The 17874-nt window shown below is 70.1% G+C and carries 12 protein-coding genes; 6 read left to right on the top strand and 6 right to left on the bottom strand.

Going from position 1 to position 17874, the window contains the following annotated elements; genetic code table 11:
* Positions 1–9: 9 nt before the first annotated feature.
* The 4 genes from ACN9M0_RS31990 to ACN9M0_RS31975 form a co-directional block, all read right to left on the bottom strand.
* Positions 10–870, bottom strand: coding sequence for a carbohydrate ABC transporter permease (locus tag ACN9M0_RS31990; RefSeq protein ID WP_366038953.1), 861 nt, complete (start codon positions 868–870; stop codon positions 10–12).
* The gene (locus ACN9M0_RS31985; protein ID WP_366038952.1) at positions 867–1895 is read right to left on the bottom strand and encodes a carbohydrate ABC transporter permease; all 1029 of its coding nucleotides are present in this window, start codon (positions 1893–1895) and stop codon (positions 867–869) included. Before ACN9M0_RS31985 ends, ACN9M0_RS31990 begins: the two co-directional genes overlap by 4 nt.
* Before the next feature lie 11 nt (positions 1896–1906).
* Positions 1907–3190, bottom strand: a complete 1284-nt coding sequence (locus tag ACN9M0_RS31980; protein ID WP_366038951.1) for an ABC transporter substrate-binding protein — start codon at positions 3188–3190, stop codon at positions 1907–1909.
* A gap of 160 nt (positions 3191–3350) precedes the next feature.
* Positions 3351–4865: an alpha-N-arabinofuranosidase gene (locus ACN9M0_RS31975; RefSeq protein WP_426404638.1), complete on the bottom strand. Its 1515-nt coding sequence runs from the start codon at positions 4863–4865 to the stop codon at positions 3351–3353.
* A gap of 260 nt (positions 4866–5125) precedes the next feature.
* Between ACN9M0_RS31975 and ACN9M0_RS31970 the strand changes: the two genes are divergently transcribed.
* Positions 5126–6262 (top strand): carboxylate-amine ligase, encoded by a 1137-nt coding sequence (locus ACN9M0_RS31970; protein WP_366038948.1) that lies wholly within the window; start codon positions 5126–5128, stop codon positions 6260–6262.
* 187 nt (positions 6263–6449) lie between these two features.
* On the opposite strand, the gene ACN9M0_RS31965 is transcribed toward ACN9M0_RS31970, so the two are convergent.
* Positions 6450–9362: a glycoside hydrolase family 48 protein gene (locus ACN9M0_RS31965; RefSeq protein ID WP_426404637.1), complete on the bottom strand. Its 2913-nt coding sequence runs from the start codon at positions 9360–9362 to the stop codon at positions 6450–6452.
* A gap of 327 nt (positions 9363–9689) precedes the next feature.
* Here ACN9M0_RS31965 and ACN9M0_RS31960 point away from each other — a divergent pair, with 327 nt between their 5' ends.
* Positions 9690–11189, top strand: coding sequence for a cellulase family glycosylhydrolase (locus tag ACN9M0_RS31960; protein ID WP_399697036.1), 1500 nt, complete (start codon positions 9690–9692; stop codon positions 11187–11189).
* Between the two features lie 17 nt (positions 11190–11206).
* Complete coding sequence (locus tag ACN9M0_RS31955) at positions 11207–12973, top strand: glycoside hydrolase family 6 protein (protein WP_366038945.1); 1767 nt, start codon at positions 11207–11209, stop codon at positions 12971–12973.
* 84 nt (positions 12974–13057) lie between these two features.
* On the opposite strand, the gene ACN9M0_RS31950 is transcribed toward ACN9M0_RS31955, so the two are convergent.
* Entirely contained in the window at positions 13058–14143 is a 1086-nt protein-coding gene (locus ACN9M0_RS31950; RefSeq protein WP_399697112.1) for a LacI family DNA-binding transcriptional regulator, read from the bottom strand.
* A 307-nt stretch (positions 14144–14450) separates the two neighbouring features.
* Here ACN9M0_RS31950 and ACN9M0_RS31945 point away from each other — a divergent pair, with 307 nt between their 5' ends.
* From ACN9M0_RS31945 to ACN9M0_RS31935, 3 genes are all read left to right on the top strand, one after another.
* Positions 14451–15803, top strand: a complete 1353-nt coding sequence (locus ACN9M0_RS31945) for an ABC transporter substrate-binding protein (protein WP_426404636.1) — start codon at positions 14451–14453, stop codon at positions 15801–15803.
* A gap of 86 nt (positions 15804–15889) precedes the next feature.
* Positions 15890–16894, top strand: coding sequence for a carbohydrate ABC transporter permease (locus tag ACN9M0_RS31940; protein WP_366038941.1), 1005 nt, complete (start codon positions 15890–15892; stop codon positions 16892–16894).
* 4 nt (positions 16895–16898) lie between these two features.
* Complete coding sequence (locus ACN9M0_RS31935) at positions 16899–17807, top strand: carbohydrate ABC transporter permease (RefSeq protein WP_366038940.1); 909 nt, start codon at positions 16899–16901, stop codon at positions 17805–17807.
* Positions 17808–17874 lie beyond the last annotated feature (67 nt).

The following is a 17874-nucleotide window of genomic DNA, read 5'->3' as shown; positions in this document are numbered from 1 at the left end:
CCGGGCCCTTCATTTGAGCCCCGACGTGGCCATGCCGTCGATGAGGTACCGCTGGAAGGCCAGGAAGAAGGCGACGACCGGAAGCAGCGCCACGAGCGACATCGCGATCATGCCGCCGTAGTTGGCGACGCCGTCCTGGTCGACGAACATCTTCAGTCCGAGCGAGACCGTGTACTTCTCGGGTTCGTTGAGGTAGATCAGCGGGCCCATGAAGTCGTTCCACGCGTTGATGAACGTGAAGATCGCGCTGGTGATGAGCGCCGGCCGGCACAGCGGCAGCACGATCGACCAGTACGTCCGCAGGTGCCCGCAGCCGTCGAGGCGCGCCGCCTCGTCGAGTTCCCTCGGCAGCCCGCGCATGAACTGGAGCATGAGGAAGACGAAGAAGGCGTCCGTGGCCAGGTACTTGCCGAGCAGCAACGGCGTGTAGGTGTTGATGAGTTCGAGCTTCTGGAAGAGCACGTACTGCGGGATGAGCAGGACGTGGTACGGCAGCAGCAGCGTGCCGATCATGAGGGTGAAGAGCAGTCCGCGTCCGGCGAAGCCGATCTTGGCGAAGGCGTACGCGGCGAGCGAGCTGGAGATCAGTACGCCGATGACCGAACCGACGGCCAGGAAGAGGGAGTTGCCGAAGAACGTGGAGATGGGGATGTCGGCGATGCCGTCGGCGAGGCGCCGGTAGTTGTCGGTGATGGGGTCGGTGGGGAGGAGGTTGAGGCTGCCGACGATCTCGTCGTTCGGCTTGAAGGATCCGCCGATGACCCACACCACGGGGTAGAGGATGACGGCGAGGACGGCGAGGGCGCCGAGGTGCCAGGCGACGGAACCCGCCGTGCGCGACCTCCCGGCAGCACGTGTTGCGAGGCTCATCGGCCCGCCTCCTCGTAGTGCACCCAGCGCCGCTGGGACCAGAAAAGGACCGCCGTGACGAGGCCGACGGCGAGCAGCAGCATCCAGGCCATCGCCGAGGCCAGGCCCATCCGGCTGTTCTCGAAGCCCTGGATGTAGAGGTAGCAGGTGTAGACGAGGGTGCCGTCGGCCGGTCCGCAGGCGTTGCCCTGGCTGCCGATGATGTAGGCGGAGCCGAAGATCTGGAAGGAGTGGATGGTCTCCAGGAGGACGTTGAAGAAGAGCACCGGCGAGATCATCGGCAGGGTGATGTGCCAGAACCTCCGCCAGGGGCTCGCCCCGTCGACCTGCGCCGCCTCGTACAGCTCGCGCGGCACCTGTTTGAGTCCCGCGAGGAAGATGACCATCGGGGCGCCGAACTGCCAGACGGTCAGGGCGACCAGGGCGTAGATGATGCGGTCGGGGTCGCCGATCCAGCCGCCGGCCTCCATGCCGAAGAGCTGCTGGGTGCGGTCGACGGCGGCGCCGTCGGAGAAGATCGCGCGCCAGACGATGGCGATGGAGACGCTGGCCCCGATGAGCGAGGGCGCGTAGAACGCCGCCCGGTAGAAGCCCTGTCCGCGCCTGCTCTGGTTGAGCAGGAGGGCGACGCCGAGCGCGGCGCCGAGTTTGAGGGGGGTGCCGATGACCACGTACCAGCCGGTGACCTCGACGGAGGTGCGCCAGCGGGGGTCGCCGAACATCTCGGTGAAGTTGTCGAGGCCGATCCACCGCGGGGCGTCGAAGAGGTTGTAGTCGGTGAAGGCGAAGTAGAGCGAGGCGACCATGGGTCCCGCGGTGAGCAGGAGGAAGCCCGCGATCCAGGGGGACATGAAGAGGTAGCCGGCGAGGTTCTCCCGGCGGGCCCTGCCGGTGCGGGAGGTGCCGCGCGACGGGCCTCCCCTGCGGGGGGCGCCGCGCGGGTGCCCGCCGCCGGACGGGGAGTCCGCGGGTGCGGTCTCCCCGTCGGGGCGGGCCGGCCCGGCGGGACGGGGTACGGGGGTCACGGCGGTGTCCATCAGGAGGAGAGCGCCGTCTTCGCCTCGGTGAAGTACTGCTTCACCGCGTCGGCGACGGGCCGCTTGCCCAGGGACATCTCCTCGGAGAGCCGCAGGAAGGCGGCTTCGCAGACGTCGGCGCCGGCCGGGTGCGGAGTGATGGGCTCCAGGACTCGGGACTCGACGAGTTGCTTCTCGTACGCGGCGATCTGCTTGCCGACCTCGTCGGTCGGCACGTACGCCTGGTACTGGGCCTCGGTGGCGGGAACGCCCCGGTCGTAGCCCATGATCTTGCCGACCTCGGGGTCGTGGACCATGAAGTCGATGAACTGGGCGACTTCCGCAGGGTGCTTGGTGCGCTTGGAACCGCTGAGCATGAGGGAGCCGAGGTACTGGCCGGTCTTGTGGCCGTCGGTGGTGGGGATGGGCGCGAGGCCGTACCGGCTCTTGCCCTCGGCGGTGTAGCGGACGGCGAAGTTGTCCCAGGTGAACTCGGCTCCCGCGAGTTCGGCGGTGACGGCCGACTTGGGCTTGGCCTGGATGGTCTTCTTCGGGTCGGCGTAGACGCCGGACTTCACGCGTTCGAAGGCCTTGGTCCACCAGTCGGTGAGGTCCGCCTCGGTGAAGCCGAGGCCCGAGGTGGTGAAGAAGGCCTTGCCGTGCTGGCGCAGGTAGAGGTCGTAGAGGTACATGATCCCGTACGGACCCGCGTCCCCGGCCCGGCCCTGGCTGTCGTGGATCCTGGCGAGGGCCGCGTGGTACTCGTCCCAGGTCCAGCCGGGCTTCGGGGTGACGCCGGCCTTGGTGAAGACGGTCCGGTCGATGACGAGGGCCATCGAGTTGCTGCCGACGGGTATGCCGAGGAGCTTGCCGTCGACCTCGCCGAACTTCTCCAGGCCGGCCCGGAACCCGTCGAGGCGGAGGTGTCCGGCCTCGGCCTGCTCGCGCAGGTCGAGGAGGACGTTCTTCGCGTCGTACTTGCGCAGGAAGCCGATGGCGTTCTGGAAGACGTCGGGGGCGTTGCCGCCCGAGGCCTGGGTGTTGAACTTCTTCCAGAAGTCGGCGTAGGGCTGGAAGTCGGTCTTGATCTTGATCTTCGGGAACTTCTTCTCGAAGAGGGCGATCGACTGGTTGATCCGCTTGGCCCGGTCGTCGGAGCCCCACCATGCGTACCGGAGGGTGACGGTGCCGTCCCCGGATCCGGAGCCGGTGCCGCACCCCGCTGCGGTCAGACCGAGGGCCGCGACGGACCCGCCCGCGAGCTTCAGCAGACCTCGACGGTCAACAGTGCCTTGAGTACGCACAGTTCGTCCTCCGCGCGTTATTAGAACGTTTCAGGAAAGCGCTTGCTGGGACAAAGTAGGGTCGCCCGCCAGCCACGTCAACGCTTCGGACAGGATCTTTCGAAGCGCTTCGAGGAGCGACACGCGGCAGCCCTACTGAAAGGATTCAACAAGGGGCCCGTCAGAGCAGCCTGATGACGTTCCAGGACATCGGCTCCAGGACGGCCCGCAGCACCCCGTCCACGAGGCTCGCGCCCTCCACCGGGTGCGGCACGACCCGCTCCGGCTCTTCGAGGGTGTTGCGGGCCTCGGGGTCCGCGTCGGCGAGCGCGCTGTGCTCCACGACCCGGCTCAGGTCGAGACCGCGCAGCGCCACCTCCAGGGGCAGGGGCGCGCTCCGGCCACGGTTGACCGCGAAGACCGTCACCCCGCCGTCCTCGCCGCGCACGGCGGTGGCGTACAGCAGCGGGACGTCCCCGAAGCGGTCCGTCGGGTACGTCGGCGAGTCCACGCGCACGTCGAGGACGGTCCCGCGGCCGTGCCGGGAGGCCTGCGCGAAGGGGTGGAAGGTGGTCTGGCGCCAGGCGGGGCCGCCGGGCTCGGTCATGATCGGCGCGATCACGTTGACCAGCTGCGCGAGACAGGCGACCGCGACCCGGTCGGCGTGCCGCAGCAGGGCGATCAGGAGGGTGCCGAACACGACGGCGTCGGTGACGGTGTAGACGTCCTCCAGGAGGCGCGGGGCCTCCTGCCAGTCCTCCACCGGGTGCGGGTTGGGCCGGCGCTGGTACCAGACGTTCCACTCGTCGAAGGAGAGGGTGAGCTTCTTCGGGGACTTGAGCCGGGCGCCGACGTGGTCGCAGGTGGCGACGACCTCCTCGATGAAGGCCTCCATGTCGACGGCGGAGGCGAGGAAGGAGTCGCGGTCGCCGTCCGTCTCCTCGTAGTAGGCGTGCAGCGAGACGTGGTCGACGACCTCGTACGTCTCCGCGAGGACGGTGGCCTCCCAGGCGGCGAAGGTCGGCAGGCCGCGCGCCGAGCTGCCGCAGGCGACGAGTTCGAGCCCCGGGTCGATCTGGCGCAGCGCCCGCGCGGTCTGGGCGGCGAGCCGGCCGTACTCCTCCGCCGTCTTCTGGCCGGTCTGCCAGGTGCCGTCCATCTCGTTGCCCAGGCACCAGAGGCGGATGCCGAAGGGGTCCTTGTCGCCGTGGGCGATGCGGCGGTCGGAGAGTTCGGTGCCGCCGGGGTGGTTGGCGTACTCGACGAGGTCCATGGCCTCGGCGATGCCGCGGGTGCCGAGGTTGAGCGCCATCATGGGCTCGGCCTGCGGGCCGGCCTTGCGGAGGAAGGCCATGAACTCGCTCAGACCGAAGCGGTTGGTCTCGGTGGACCGCCAGGCGACGTCGAGGCGGCGCGGCCGCTGCTCGACCGGGCCGACGCCGTCCTCCCAGCGGTGTCCGGAGACGAAGTTGCCGCCGGGATAGCGGATGGCGGTGACGCCCAGCTCGCGGACCAGCTCCAGGACGTCGGTGCGCAGACCGTCCTCGTCGGCGGCGGGGTGGCCTGGCTCGTGGAGGCCGGTGTACACACAGCGCCCGAGGTGCTCGACGAAGGAGCCGAAGAGGCGGGGGTCGACGGGGCCGACGGTGAAGTCGGGGTCGAGGGTGAAGCGGGCGGCGGGCTCGGGAAGTGACACGCGGATCCCTCTCGTTCGAGACGTTCGAAATATCGACCATCGGTCGTATGTCCGAACGAGAACGTAGGAGCGGCGCCCGTGTGCGTCAATGGGCCCGATTCCGCGTGAACGTCGCAGGTCGCGGGGGCCTGCACGGATGAGCGGGCGCGGGCTTCGCGGAGGCCCGGCGGCGCGGGCGGCTCGGATGACCGGGCCGGCCATGGCGCGCGGAAGGCACCGGCCAACGGAGCTGACGGACCGTCAATCAGTATGCTCGGCCCGTGACCAGCCGTTCAGACCAGGCCACCGCCCGCACCGCCCTGCCCAGGATCGGGGTGGAGGAGGAGTTCCTCCTCGTGGACCGGACGAGCCGGACCTCGTTCGGTTCCGCGGCCGCGGTGGTCAAGCGCGCCCGTGACCGACTGGCCGACCGGGTCGGGCCGGAGATCTTCACCGACATGGTGGAGACCCGCACCCGACCGGTCGCCGATCTGGCGGGTCTGCGCGCGGAGCTGACCGAGCTGCGCGCGGGGGTGGCCGGGGCCGCCGACGAGGCCGGCTGCCTGGCGCTGGCCTCCGGCACCGCCCCGCTGGCTCCGCGCGGCGGCCAGGAGCTCACCGACGAGGCGCGGTACCGACGGATCGCCGACCGCTACGGCCCGCTGGTGACCGCTGTGAGCGGGATCGGGGTGTGCGGGTGCCATGTGCACCTGGAGGTGGCGGACCGCGAGGAGGCGGTGCGGCTCAGCAACCGGCTGCGCCCCTGGCTGCCCGCGCTGCAGTCGCTGGCCGCCAACTCCCCGTTCCACTGCGGCCGGGACAGCGGCTACGCGAGCTGGCGTTTCATGCGCTGGGCCCAGCTGCCGGGAGCGGGACCGGCCCCGCTGCTGGCCGACGCCGCGGAGTACGACCTGCTGGTGGACCGGCTGGTCGGCTCCGGCATGCTGGTCGACCGGCGGACGGTCTACTGGCACTGCCGGCCCAATGAGCACTGGCCGACCCTGGAGGTCCGGGTCGCCGACGTGTGCGCGGGGCTCGACACCGTCCTGCTGCTGGCCGGATTGCTTCGTGGGCTTGCGGCCGCGCTGCTGACCGAGGTCCGCCAGGGGGTCCCCGCGCCGGAGATCAGCGACGCGTTGCTGCGCGCCGCCCACTGGCGGTCGGCGCGCGACGGCTTGGCGGGGCACGGTCTCGACCCGCTGAGCGGGACGCCGCGACCGGCGGTGGAGCTGGTCGAAGACCTCCTCGCGAAGGCCGCCCCGGCCCTGGCGGCAGCCGGCGAGATCGATCTGGTGCGGGAGTTGTGGGCACGCCAGCGGGTCGCCGGGTGCGGCGCCGCCCGGCAGCGCGCGGTGTTCGCGCGGCGGGGCAGGCTCGCCGATGTGGTCGACGAGGTGGCGCTCCGCGCGGACGCGTAGCGCTGTGCACGCGGAATGACGACACCCGATGACGGGTGCCCGGCGGCGCCGGGGAACCGTCCGAAGGCCGGGCGGACCTCCTGGGGGGAGGGCCGCCCAGCCTAGGGCCTGCCTTTCGGATCACGCCGGGCTGACCCGAAAGACAGGCCCTAGTCGTACGCGGAGCCCGCTCTCGCGGGGCGGGCTGTTATTCGAGCAGCTCCGCGTACGAGCCCATGGCCAGGGCGATGTCCGCCTGGGCCCAGAACCGGTGGTAGGTGAAGACGGGGGCGGCGCCGCCCGCCAGGTAGGCCTCGACCTTCGGCCAGGCCGGGTCGTTCTTGTAGAAGGAACGGATCGAGGCGAAGGTGGACGAGGAGTTCACCGTGTCGCCGTTCGGCATGACGCCGGTCCAGCCGCTGGGCACGTACACGGGGTCGTCGAAGCGGTTGTAGTCGGCGCGGGTCTCCGGGACGGCGATGCCCAGCGGGTCCTGGTGGTGGTCCCACATGCCGTCGAGGAGGGCCTTGGCGACGCGCTTGGCCTCGGCGTGGCCGGACTTGGCCGCGTAGTAGGTGAGCGTCTTGGCGTAGGCGGCGGCCACGCCGACGTCGTCGGTGTAGTCGGCGACGGTGACGTGCAGTCCGGCGTTGGCGCCGGGGTTCGCCGCGTTCCAGGTGTCGGGCGCTCCGGACCACTGGAGGGTGGAGGGGATGCGGTAGGTGCCGTCGGGGTTGATCGTGGTCTTGGACAGTGCCCAGGAGACCCACTTGTCGAGGACCGTCTTGGCCTCGGCGTCGCCGGTCTGCTGGTAGTACTCGGCGACCCGCTCCATGGACCAGGCCTGGAAGCCGAACCACTGGTTGGACGCGGGGTCGTGGTAGACGGGCTTCTCGTCGTAGTACATGCCGTGGAAGGTGGGGGTGCCGGCCGGCGGGGTGGCGTAGCGCCCCTGCCAGCTGTTGGTGGCGCCGCCCGCGATGGCCCCCTCGTCGGACTGGAGCCAGCGGTAGAACTCCAGCTGCCGGTCGAGGCTGGTCGCCCAGTCCGTGGCGCCCGTCGCCGACTTGGGCTTCAGCGGGGCGTAGGAGCTGAGGGCGTAGGCGGCGAGCGGGTTCTGGTAGCCGCCGTGGGTGTGGCTGGAGCCGATGCGCCAGGACCAGCCGGCCGAGGTGTCGGTGGCGCCGCCCCAGGCGTAGTACCAGGACATCAGGTAGTGGGCGCTGTCCTTGCCGGTGCCGGCCGGGCAGGTGGTCGGCCCGACGCAGTCGCCGATCTTCTTGAAGTACTTGTCGAACATGGCGTACCGCAGGTAGTCGCCCATCTTGGCGGCCTTGCCGACGGTCGCGGACACCTGGCCGCCCTTGCCCTGCTGCTTGGCCCAGAGGTCGGCCCAGTAGGCGGCCTGGACGGCGCGGGCGTCGGCGTCGGGGGCGTCGGTGTACTTCCACTGCTTGGCGTAGGAGGAGTCCCCGGTGAAGAGGTCCAGGTAGCCGTTCTTCCCGCCGAAGGAGAAGTTGTCGCAGGTGGGGTGGGTGACGGTCTCCCAGACGGACTCCTGCGGGCCGCGTTGGAAGGTGTTGATGTACGAGGGGCCGGTCGCCGTCGGTCCGGCGGAGCACTTCCCGGGCTCGTTGCCGTAGCCGTAGACGTTGTCGACGTCCTGGATCCAGTGCATGCCGTAGATGTCGTCGGTGCCGTAGGCGCTCTTGAGCTCGGCGGCGATCGGGTCGGATCCGGAGGTGACCCCGGAGTCGAGCTTCGCCGGGTACTGGGAGGGGAGGTCCCACTCGGGGGCGTACGTCGCCGGCTTGGCGGCGTTGTAGGAGGAGGTGGTGGGCTGGTCGGCGTGGGTGGGGATCATGAATTTCTCCATGGTCTCCCAGGCGCCGTTGAACTTGGTCCAGTCGCCGGTGATCTTGCCGTACATGGCCTGGAGCCAGATCAGGTAGCTGTACGCCTCCGAGGTCGTCTCGTGCCCCTGGTCGGGGGCCTCGACGATCAGGGTCTCCACGGAGTGGTACGGGATGCCCTCGGGCGAGAAGTAGCCGTTGGCCGGGTTCGTGATCTTCCCGTGGAGGTCGAGGAAGCGGGCGTCGTACGTGGAGTTCGCGGCCAGCTGGGCGACGGTGACCTCGGCCTTGGCGTGGCCGGGGGCGGTTGCCGTGAAGACGGCGGAGCCGGTGCCGGTGGCCGCGGCGGCGACGGTCACCTTCTGGGCGGTGTTCCAGTTCGCCGGGGTGAAGGTGAGGGTGGCCGGGGTGGCGGTGAGGTTGGTGTTGCCGGAGGTACGGGCGACGCTCACCGTGACGTTCGCGGTGGGGGCGGTGGAGAGCTTCAGGTCGAAGGTGCCCGTGGCGCCCTGGCGTACGGAGAGCTGGCTCGGGGCGGCGACGAGGGCGGGTCCGGCGGCGACGGTGATGCCGACGGGTGCCGACTCGGCGGAGGCGCCGAGGGTGTCGTAGGCCTTGGCGTAGAGCGAGTGGGCGCCGGTGGCGAGGCCGGTGGCGCTGTAGGTGAAGGGCGCGGTGGTGTCGGTGCCGAGGAGGGTGGTGTCGCTGTAGAACTCCACCTTGTTCACGGTGGCGCTGTCGGCCGCGGCGGCGGTGGCGGCGAGCGGCACCGCGTCGCCCGCGGTGTAGACGGCTCCCGGGGCGGGGCTGGTGAGGACCGCGACCGGGGCCTGGTGGGCGCCGGCGCAGGTGGTGCCGTTGACGGCGAAGCCGGTCGGGGCGGCGTTGGTCCCGCTGTAGGTGAACTGGGCGCCGGTGGTGGTGGCGGCGCCCGCGGCGAGGGTGCCGTTCCAGGACGCGTTGGTCACCGTGACGTTCTTGCCGGACTGTGACCAGACGCCGCTCCAGCCGTTGGTGAGCTTCTGGTCGCCGGCGTAGGAGTACGTCAGCGTCCAGCCGTTCAGCGGTTCGGCGGCCCGGTTCGTGAGGGTGAGTTCGCCGGTGAAGCCCGAACCCCAGTCGTTGGTCTTGTAGTCGACGCTGCACTGGACGGCGGCGGCCTGGGCCGTGGTGGCGCCGACGGCCGTGAGGCCGAGGGGGAGGGAGAGCGATGCGGCCAGCGCGGTCAGCTGCCGGCGGGTGCGCGTTCTCGGTCGGAGGCGTGGCATGAGGGTGGTTCTCCTCGCGGCTCGGGAGGTCGGGGATGCGAAGAGCTCGAAGGTGCGACAGTCAAGCTTTGAACCAGTGGGAGCGCTCCCACTGTGCAGTTGAGGCCCAACGCCGTCAAGATGCATGAGGAAGTCGAAGCCAAAAGCCGGGGAATTTACCCAACTCCTCTTTTGCTTGGCGGCTGTTGACGCTACGGTCTGCCCCGACCCAGTGGGAGCGATTCCATCCAGTCGGCACACCGTCAAGGGGTGTGCCCTCGCTGTGAGGACTCGCTCATGCGACATCCCCCACGTCTGTCCGCGCTGCTCGCAGGAGCAGCGCTCACGATGGCGAGCACCGCTCTCGCCGTCATGGGTACGGCCGCCGGAGCCTCGGCCGCATCCGCCTGCACGGTGGAGTACTCGGTCGTCGGCCAGTGGGCCGGCGGCTACCAGGGTGCCGTGACCATCACCAACAACAGTGCCGCGCTGAGCGGTTGGAGCCTCGGCTTCGACTTCCCGGCCGGCCAGGTGGTGAGTCAGGGCTGGGGCGGGAAGTGGTCCCAGTCCGGGAAGACCGTCACGGTCGTCAACGAGAACTGGAACGGCGCGCTCGGTACGGGCGGCAAGGTCTCGGGCGGCTTCATCGCCTCCTGGACGGGCGCCAACACGGCACCGACCGCGTTCACGCTCAACGGCACCCCGTGCAGCACCGACTCACCCCCGACGCCCACACCGACCCCCACGACGCCGACCCCCACACCCACACCCACCCCCACCGACCCGACCACACCCCCGACGACCCCGCCGACCACACCCCCCACCCCGGTCACCGGCGCGCCCGAACTCGGCGTCTCCGGCAACAGGTTCACCGATCAGAACGGCGCCACCCGCCGCCTCCTCGGTGTCAACCGCTCCGGCGGCGAGTTCATGTGCGTCCAGGGCTACGGCTTCTTCGACGGTCCCGTCGACGACGCCTCCGTCCAGGCGATCGCCGACTGGAAGGCGAACACGGTCCGCATCCCCCTCAACGAGGAGTGCTGGCTCGGCCTGGACAACATCAAGCCCGAGTACCGGGGCGCGAACTACATCAGCGCGGTCAAGGACCTGGTGGCCAAGGTCCTCGCCCACGGCATGACCCCCGTGGTCGAACTCCACTGGACCCACGGTCAGTACACCGGGAACTCGGCGGGCTGCTCCGACGTGCACGCCTCCTGCCAGAAGCCGATGCCGGACGCCCAGTACACCCCGGCGTTCTGGACCTCGGTCGCGAACACCTTCAAGAACGACAGGCGGGTCGCCTTCGACCTGTTCAACGAGCCCTATCCGGACCGGGCGACCTCCACCGCGGCACAGGCCTGGTCCTGCTGGCGCGACGGAGGCACCTGCCCCGGCATCGGCTACGAGGTCGCCGGCATGCAGGACCTGGTGGACGCCGTCCGTGCCACGGGGGCGAAGAACCTCGTCCTCGTCCCGGGCCTCGCGTACTCCAACGACCTGAGCCAGTGGCTCACGTACCGCCCCACGGACCCGGCGGGCAATCTGGCCGCCGCCTGGCACGTCTACAACTTCAACACCTGCTCCGACGAGACGTGCTGGAACAACACCCTCGCCCCGGTGGCCGCCGACGTGCCCCTCCTCGCGGGCGAGATCGGTGAGAACACCTGCGGACACGCGTTCATCGACCGCGTCATGAAGTGGTTCGACGACCGCGGCCTCTCGTACCTGGGCTGGACCTGGAACACCTGGAACTGCAGCTCCGGTCCCGCGCTGATCAGTTCGTACGACGGCACCCCCACCGCATTCGGCCTCGGGCTGCGCGACCACCTGCGCAGCCTCACCCCCTGAAAGGAATCCCCACCCGCATGAGCCGCACCAGTCGCACCAGCCGCACCGCCCTTCTGGCGGCACTCGGCCTGATCACCGCCACCGGCGCCACCGCCACCGTCTTCGGCACCGCCACCGCCGGCGCCGCCACCCCCGGCTGCAAGGTCGACTACCAGATCACCAACCAGTGGAACACCGGCTTCGGCGCCAACGTGATCGTCACCAACACCGGTGACCCGGTGGCCGCCTGGACCCTGGAGTGGTCCTACGCCGGCAACCAGCAGGTCACTCAGGGCTGGAACGCCACCATCACCCAGTCCGGCGCCGCCGTCACCGCCAAGAACCTCTCCTACAACGGGGCCCTCGCCACGGGCGGTTCGACCTCCTTCGGCTTCAACGGCTCGTACAGCGGCACCAACGCCGTACCGGCCACCTTCAAGCTGAACGGAGTCGTCTGCAACGGCGCCACCGAGCCGACGACGCCCCCGACCACCCCGCCCACCACTCCCCCGACGACCCCGCCGACCACGCCGCCCACCACCCCGCCGGCCGGCACCAAGGCGGACAACCCGTACGCCGGCGCCAAGGTGTACGTGAACCCCGAGTGGTCCGCGAAGGCGGCGGCCGAGCCCGGCGGCACCAAGGTCTCCAACCAGCCCACCGGCGTGTGGCTCGACCGGATCGCCGCGATCAACGGTTCGAGCACCTCCATGGGCCTGCGCGCCCACCTCGACGAGGCCCTGAAGCAGAAGGGCTCCGGCGAGCTCGTCGTCCAGCTGGTCATCTACGACCTGCCCGGCCGCGACTGCGCCGCGCTCGCCTCCAACGGCGAGCTCGGCCCGACGGAGATCGGCCGCTACAAGACCGACTACATCGACCCGATCGCCGCGATCCTCGCCGACTCCAAGTACGCCGGCCTGCGGATCGTCACCACCGTCGAGATCGACTCGCTGCCCAACCTGGTCACCAACGTCTCCGGGCGTCCCACGGCCACCGCCAACTGCGACGTCATGAAGGCGAACGGCAACTACATCACCGGCGTCGGCTACGCGCTCAAGAAGTTCGGCGCGATCGGCAACGTCTACAACTACATCGACGCCGGCCACCACGGCTGGCTGGGCTGGGACGACAACTTCGGCGCCTCCGCCGAACTGTTCAAGCAGGCCGCCACGGCCGAGGGCTCGACCCTCTCCAACGTGCACGGCTTCATCGTCAACACCGCCAACTACAGCGCCCTGAAGGAGGACCACTTCACGATCGACGACAGCGTGAACGGCGTCTCCGTGCGCCAGTCCAAGTGGGTCGACTGGAACCGGTACACCGACGAGCTGTCCTACGCCCAGGCCATGCGGAACAAGCTGGTCTCGCTCGGCTTCGACAGCAACCTCGGCATGCTGATCGACACCTCCCGCAACGGCTGGGGCGGCACCGCCCGGCCCACCGGCCCGGGTGCCCTGACCAGCGTCGACACATACGTCAACGGAGGCAAGTACGACCGTCGGATCCACCTCGGCAACTGGTGCAACCAGTCCGGTGCGGGTCTCGGCGAACGGCCCCAGGCGGCCCCGGCCGCGGGCATCGACGCGTACGTCTGGATGAAGCCCCCGGGCGAGTCCGACGGCGCCTCCAAGGAGATCCCGAACGACGAGGGCAAGGGCTTCGACCGGATGTGCGACCCGACCTACACGGGCAACGCCCGTAACGGGAACAGCATGTCGGGCGCGCTGCCGGACTCCCCGCTCGCGGGCCAGTGGTTCTCGGCCCAGTTCCAGGAGCTCCTGAAGAACGCCTACCCGGCGCTGTAGCTGTAGCCCCCCGTACGAGGACTGCGGCCGGCCGGACCCCTCAGGTCCCGGCCGGCCGCGGTGCCGTACGAAGCCCCGTACGCCTCAGGACGAGTCGCGGACCACGAGCTCCGTCGGCAGCACATGCCGGCGCGGTTCCGCCGGGGCGGCCTCCGTGCTCTCGTGGATCTCCTGGATCAGCATCCGCGCCATCGTGCGGCCCATCTCCTCGATGGGCTGCCGCACACTCGTCAGCGGCGGGTCCATGAGCCGCGCCACCGGCGAGTCGTCGACCCCGACGAGCGCCACGTCCTGCGGCACCCGGCGGCCCGCCTCCCGCAGCACCCCGCGCGCGCCCGCCGCCATCACGTCGGAGGCGGCGAAGACGGCGTCCAGGTCCGGTGCGCGGTCGAGGAGCAGCCGCATGGCACGGCGGCCGCCCTCCTCGGTGAAGTCGCCCGCGGCCACGAGGCCCTCGTCGGGCGGCAGTCCGGCCTCCGTGAGACCGGCCCGGTAGCCGCCGAGGCGGGCGCGCGCCACGTACATGTCGAGGGGGCCGGTGACGGTCGCGATACGGCTCCGGCCGCGCCCCACCAGGTGGGCGACGGCCGCCCGCCCGGCGCCGATGTTGTCGGAGTCCACGTACGGCACGGGCTCGGCCTCCGTGCGGCGGCCGTTCATGACGACCGGGAGGCCCAGTTCCCTGATGCGGTCGGGCAGTGGATCGTCGCCGTGGACGGAGGCGAGCAGCACGCCGTCGACGCGCTGGGCGGCGAGGTACTGCTCGAAGCGCTGCCGCTCCTGCTCGCTGCGGACCAGGGTGAGCAGGAGCTGTTTGTCGGCCTCGGCGAGTTCGGCGCTGACCCCGCGGATGAGGTCGAGGAAGTAGGGCTCGGCGAAGAGCCGGGCCTCCGCCTCGGGGATGACGAGCGCGATCGCGTCGGTGCGGCTGCCCGCCAGGGCGCGGGCGGCCTGGTTGGGTACGTAGCCGAGTTCGGCGACGGCTCGGGCGACGGCCGTTCTGGTCTGCTCGCTCACCCGGGGCGAGCCGTTGATCACCCGGGAGACCGTGCCCCGGCCGACGCCGGCTCGGGCCGCGACCTGTTCCAGGGTGGGTCTGCCGCTCTGCCGTCCGCTCACAACTCCCGAACTCCCCTCGTGGGACAACACGCCGCTCACCACGGGCAGCATCACATGGGAGCGCTCCCACCCTAGCCCACCACGAACTCCCCGCACCACGAGCGTGCGTTCAGGAGATGACGCCGCGGCGACGACAGGGCGGCGCGAAACCCCCGGAAAACCTTCCGGTAACGAATCCGCGTTCATGTCTTGACACTCACGCCCGTCAGGCAGCAACCTTCCGGCAACGACGTGGGAGCGCTCCCATCGGGGACGCGACACAGCCTTGCATCAGGTCCTGGCAGGCGCCGCCGAGCCGCGATCAGCCGGCCGGGCCTCTTGGCGCACAAAGAGCACCACCTTGGACGAGGAGAGTGGAATGCGCACTTCCAGCAGCAGACGCGGACCCCGTGCGGCGATCGCGGCGGTCGCCGTCGTCGTGACCGGCACGACCCTGCTCACCGGTTGCGGCAGCGACGAGGACAACGGCGGCAAGGGCGGCGCGAGCGGCCAGGGCTCCGGGAAGATCACGCTGCGGATCGGGACCTTCGGTTCCTTCGGCTACGACGACAAGACCGGCGCCAAGCTCTACTCCGAGTACGAGCGGCTCCACCCGAACATCAAGATCGAGGAGTCGAACGTCTCCGACGGTCAGAAGTACTGGGACACGCTGAAGCTGCGCCTCGCCCAGAACAGCGGCGTCGCCGACATCCAGGCCGTCGAGGTGGGCTACATCGCCGAGGCGACCGGCCCGGCCATGGCGAACAAGTGGGTCGACCTCGGCAAGGAGGGCGGCGCGAACCTCGGCGACTTCCTCGACTGGAAGGTCAAGCAGGCGTCGACGGGCGACGGCAAGGTCATCGGCCTCGGCACCGACATCGGCCCCATGGCCATCTGCTACAACAAGGACCTCTTCGCCAAGGCCAAGCTGCCCACCACCCGCGAGGAAGTCGCCAAGCTGTGGTCGGGCGACTGGTCCAAGTTCCTCGCCACCGGCGAGAAGTACAAGGCCGCCGCGCCCGCCGGCACCGCCTTCCACGACTCCGCGAGCGGCCTCTTCAACGCCGTCGTCTCCAGCGACCCTGTGCAGTACGCCAACCAGAGCGGCGAGCTCGACTGGGAGAACAGCCCCGGCGTGAAGAAGGCCTGGGACACCGCCGTCAAGGCGGCCCAGGGCGGACTCACCGCCAAGCTGCGCCAGTTCGACGAGAAGGGCACCTGGAACGCGGCCTTCAAGAACTCGAAGTTCGCCACGGTCGCCTGCCCGAGCTGGATGACCGGCATCATCAAGGACCAGGCAGGCCCCGCCAACCAGGGCAAGTGGGACATCGCCGCGCCGCCCGTCGCCGGCAACTGGGGCGGCTCCTTCCTCGCCGTGCCCAAGGCCGGCAAGCACACCAAGGAGGCCGCCGAGCTCGCCGCCTGGCTGACCGCCCCGGAGCAGCACGCCAAGGTGTTCGCGGTCAACGGCAACATCCCCTCCTCCAAGGACACGCTCCTCTCCTCGGCGGTCCAGGAGGCGAAGCTGCCGTACTTCGGCGACACCCCGGTCGGCAAGATCTTCTCCAGCGCGGCGGCCGGCATCACCCCCGCCGTCATCAGCCGCTACGACGGCCAGGTGAAGACCTTCCTCACCGACAACGGCATCCTCGACATCGAGCAGCGCGGCACCGACCCGGCCAAGGCCTGGGAGAACGTCAAGAAGCTGGTCGACGACAAGATCGACCAGTAGCGGGGGCGCCTGCCGGTCCGCCGCCCGTGGGCGGCGGACCGGCACCGTCCGCACCACCGCACGCATCGACCTGGAAGGACGCCCCCGTGGCCACCTCCGTTCGGGCGAGGTCCGACGGCTCCCCGCCGCCCGCCGCACCGCCCTCCTCCGCCGGCTCCCGGAGCCGCCGCGCCTCCCCCGGCGGCCTGCGCAGCACGCTCTACCGCTGGGACATCAAGGCGATCCCGTACGTCTTCATCGCCCCCTTCTTCCTCACCTTCGCCGCCTTCGGCCTCTTCCCGCTGATCTACACGGGCTGGCTCTCGCTGAACCGGGTCGAGCTCGGCGGCGACCCGACGTGGAAGGGACTGGAGAACTACACCGACCTCGCGACCAGCGAGTTCTTCTGGAACGCACTCCTCAACACCTTCACCATCGGGCTGATCTCGACCGTTCCGCAGCTGCTCATGGCCCTGGGCCTGGCCCACCTGCTGAACTACAAGCTCCGCGGCCGCGGCTTCTTCCGGGTCGCGATCCTCGCCCCGTACGCCACCTCGATCGCGGCGGCGACCCTGGTCTTCGCCCAGCTGTTCAACACCGACTACGGGATGATCAACGGCCTCCTCGACTGGATCGGCATCGGCCCGGTGGACTGGGAGTCGTCCAAGTGGCCGGCGCAGATCGCGATCTCGGTGATCGTCACCTGGCGCTGGACCGGCTACAACGCGCTGATCTACCTGGCCGCCATGCAGGCCGTGCCGCAGGACCTCTACGAGGCGGCCTCCCTCGACGGCGCCTCGCGCTGGCGCCAGTTCGTCAGCGTCACCATCCCGTCGATCCGGCCCACGATCCTCTTCACGATCATCGTCTCCACCATCGGCGCCACCCAGCTGTTCGGCGAGCCGATGCTCTTCGGCGGCAGCGTCGGCATCAGCGGCGGCAGCGGCAACCAGTTCCAGACGCTGAGCCTGCTGATGTACGAGAAGGGCTGGGTGACCGGCGCGCTCGGCCAGGCCTCCGCGATCGCCTGGGTCATGCTCCTGCTGCTGCTCCTGATCGGCGGCGTCCAGGCCCTCGTCTCCCGCCGCAACCGCACGAAGCTGGGGGGATGACCTCATGGCCCGCACACTCGACACCACGCCGATCGGCGCCGGGGTCCCGGCGGCCCGGCCCGGCCGCCGCTTCCGCCAGTCGGCCGGCCGCCAGCACCACGCGGGACCCCTGACGTACGTCCTGCTCGCCGTCGCCGCCGTCGTCTCGCTCTTCCCGCTGTACTGGAACGTGGTCGCCGCCTCGCACACCGGCGAGCGGGTCGTGGAGGCCCCGGCGCCGCTGCTGCCCGGCAAGCGGCTCCTGGACAACCTCAGCTTCGCCTGGAACCAGGTCGACATGGGCGAGGCGCTGGTCAACACGACGATCGTGGCGAGCCTTGTGGCGCTGTCCACCGTGCTGTTCTCCACGCTCGCCGGCTTCGCCTTCGCCAAACTGCCCTTCCGGGGCCGGGGGATGCTGCTCTCGCTCGTGGTCGCCACGATGACGATCCCGCCGCAGCTGAGCGTCATCCCGCTGTACCAGATCATCACGGACCTCGGCTGGTTCGACCAGCTCCAGTCGGTCGTGCTCCCGTCGCTCGTCGCCGCCTTCGGCGTCTTCTTCATGCGCCAGTTCCTGGTGGAGGCGCTGCCGATGGAGCTGGTGGAGGCCGCCCGGATGGACGGGGCGCACAGCCTCCGGATCATCTGGCACGTGGTCTTCCCCGTGGCCAGGCCCGCCATGGCCGTCCTCGGCATGCTGGTCTTCGTCCAGGCCTGGAACGACTTCTTCTGGCCGTTCATCGCGCTCACCCCGGACGGCAACCCCACCCTGCAGGTGGCGCTCGCCGGCCTCGGCGCGGGCAACCACACCGTGGACCACGCCGTGGTGCTGACCGGCGCCCTGATCTCCACCGTGCCGCTGCTGCTCGTCTTCGCCTTCCTCGGCAAGCACATCGTCGGCGGCATCACGGCCGGCGCCGTCAAGAGCTGACCGGCCGCCGTTCTCCGTACCGCACGTTCCGAACGTACCGACCCCGTACCCGTGTTGGGAGCCCCCT

The sequence above is a fragment of the Streptomyces sp. R-07 genome (genome assembly GCF_049913175.1).
GTDB lineage: Bacteria > Actinomycetota > Actinomycetes > Streptomycetales > Streptomycetaceae > Streptomyces.
This window is presented reverse-complemented; position numbering and strand designations above follow the sequence as displayed.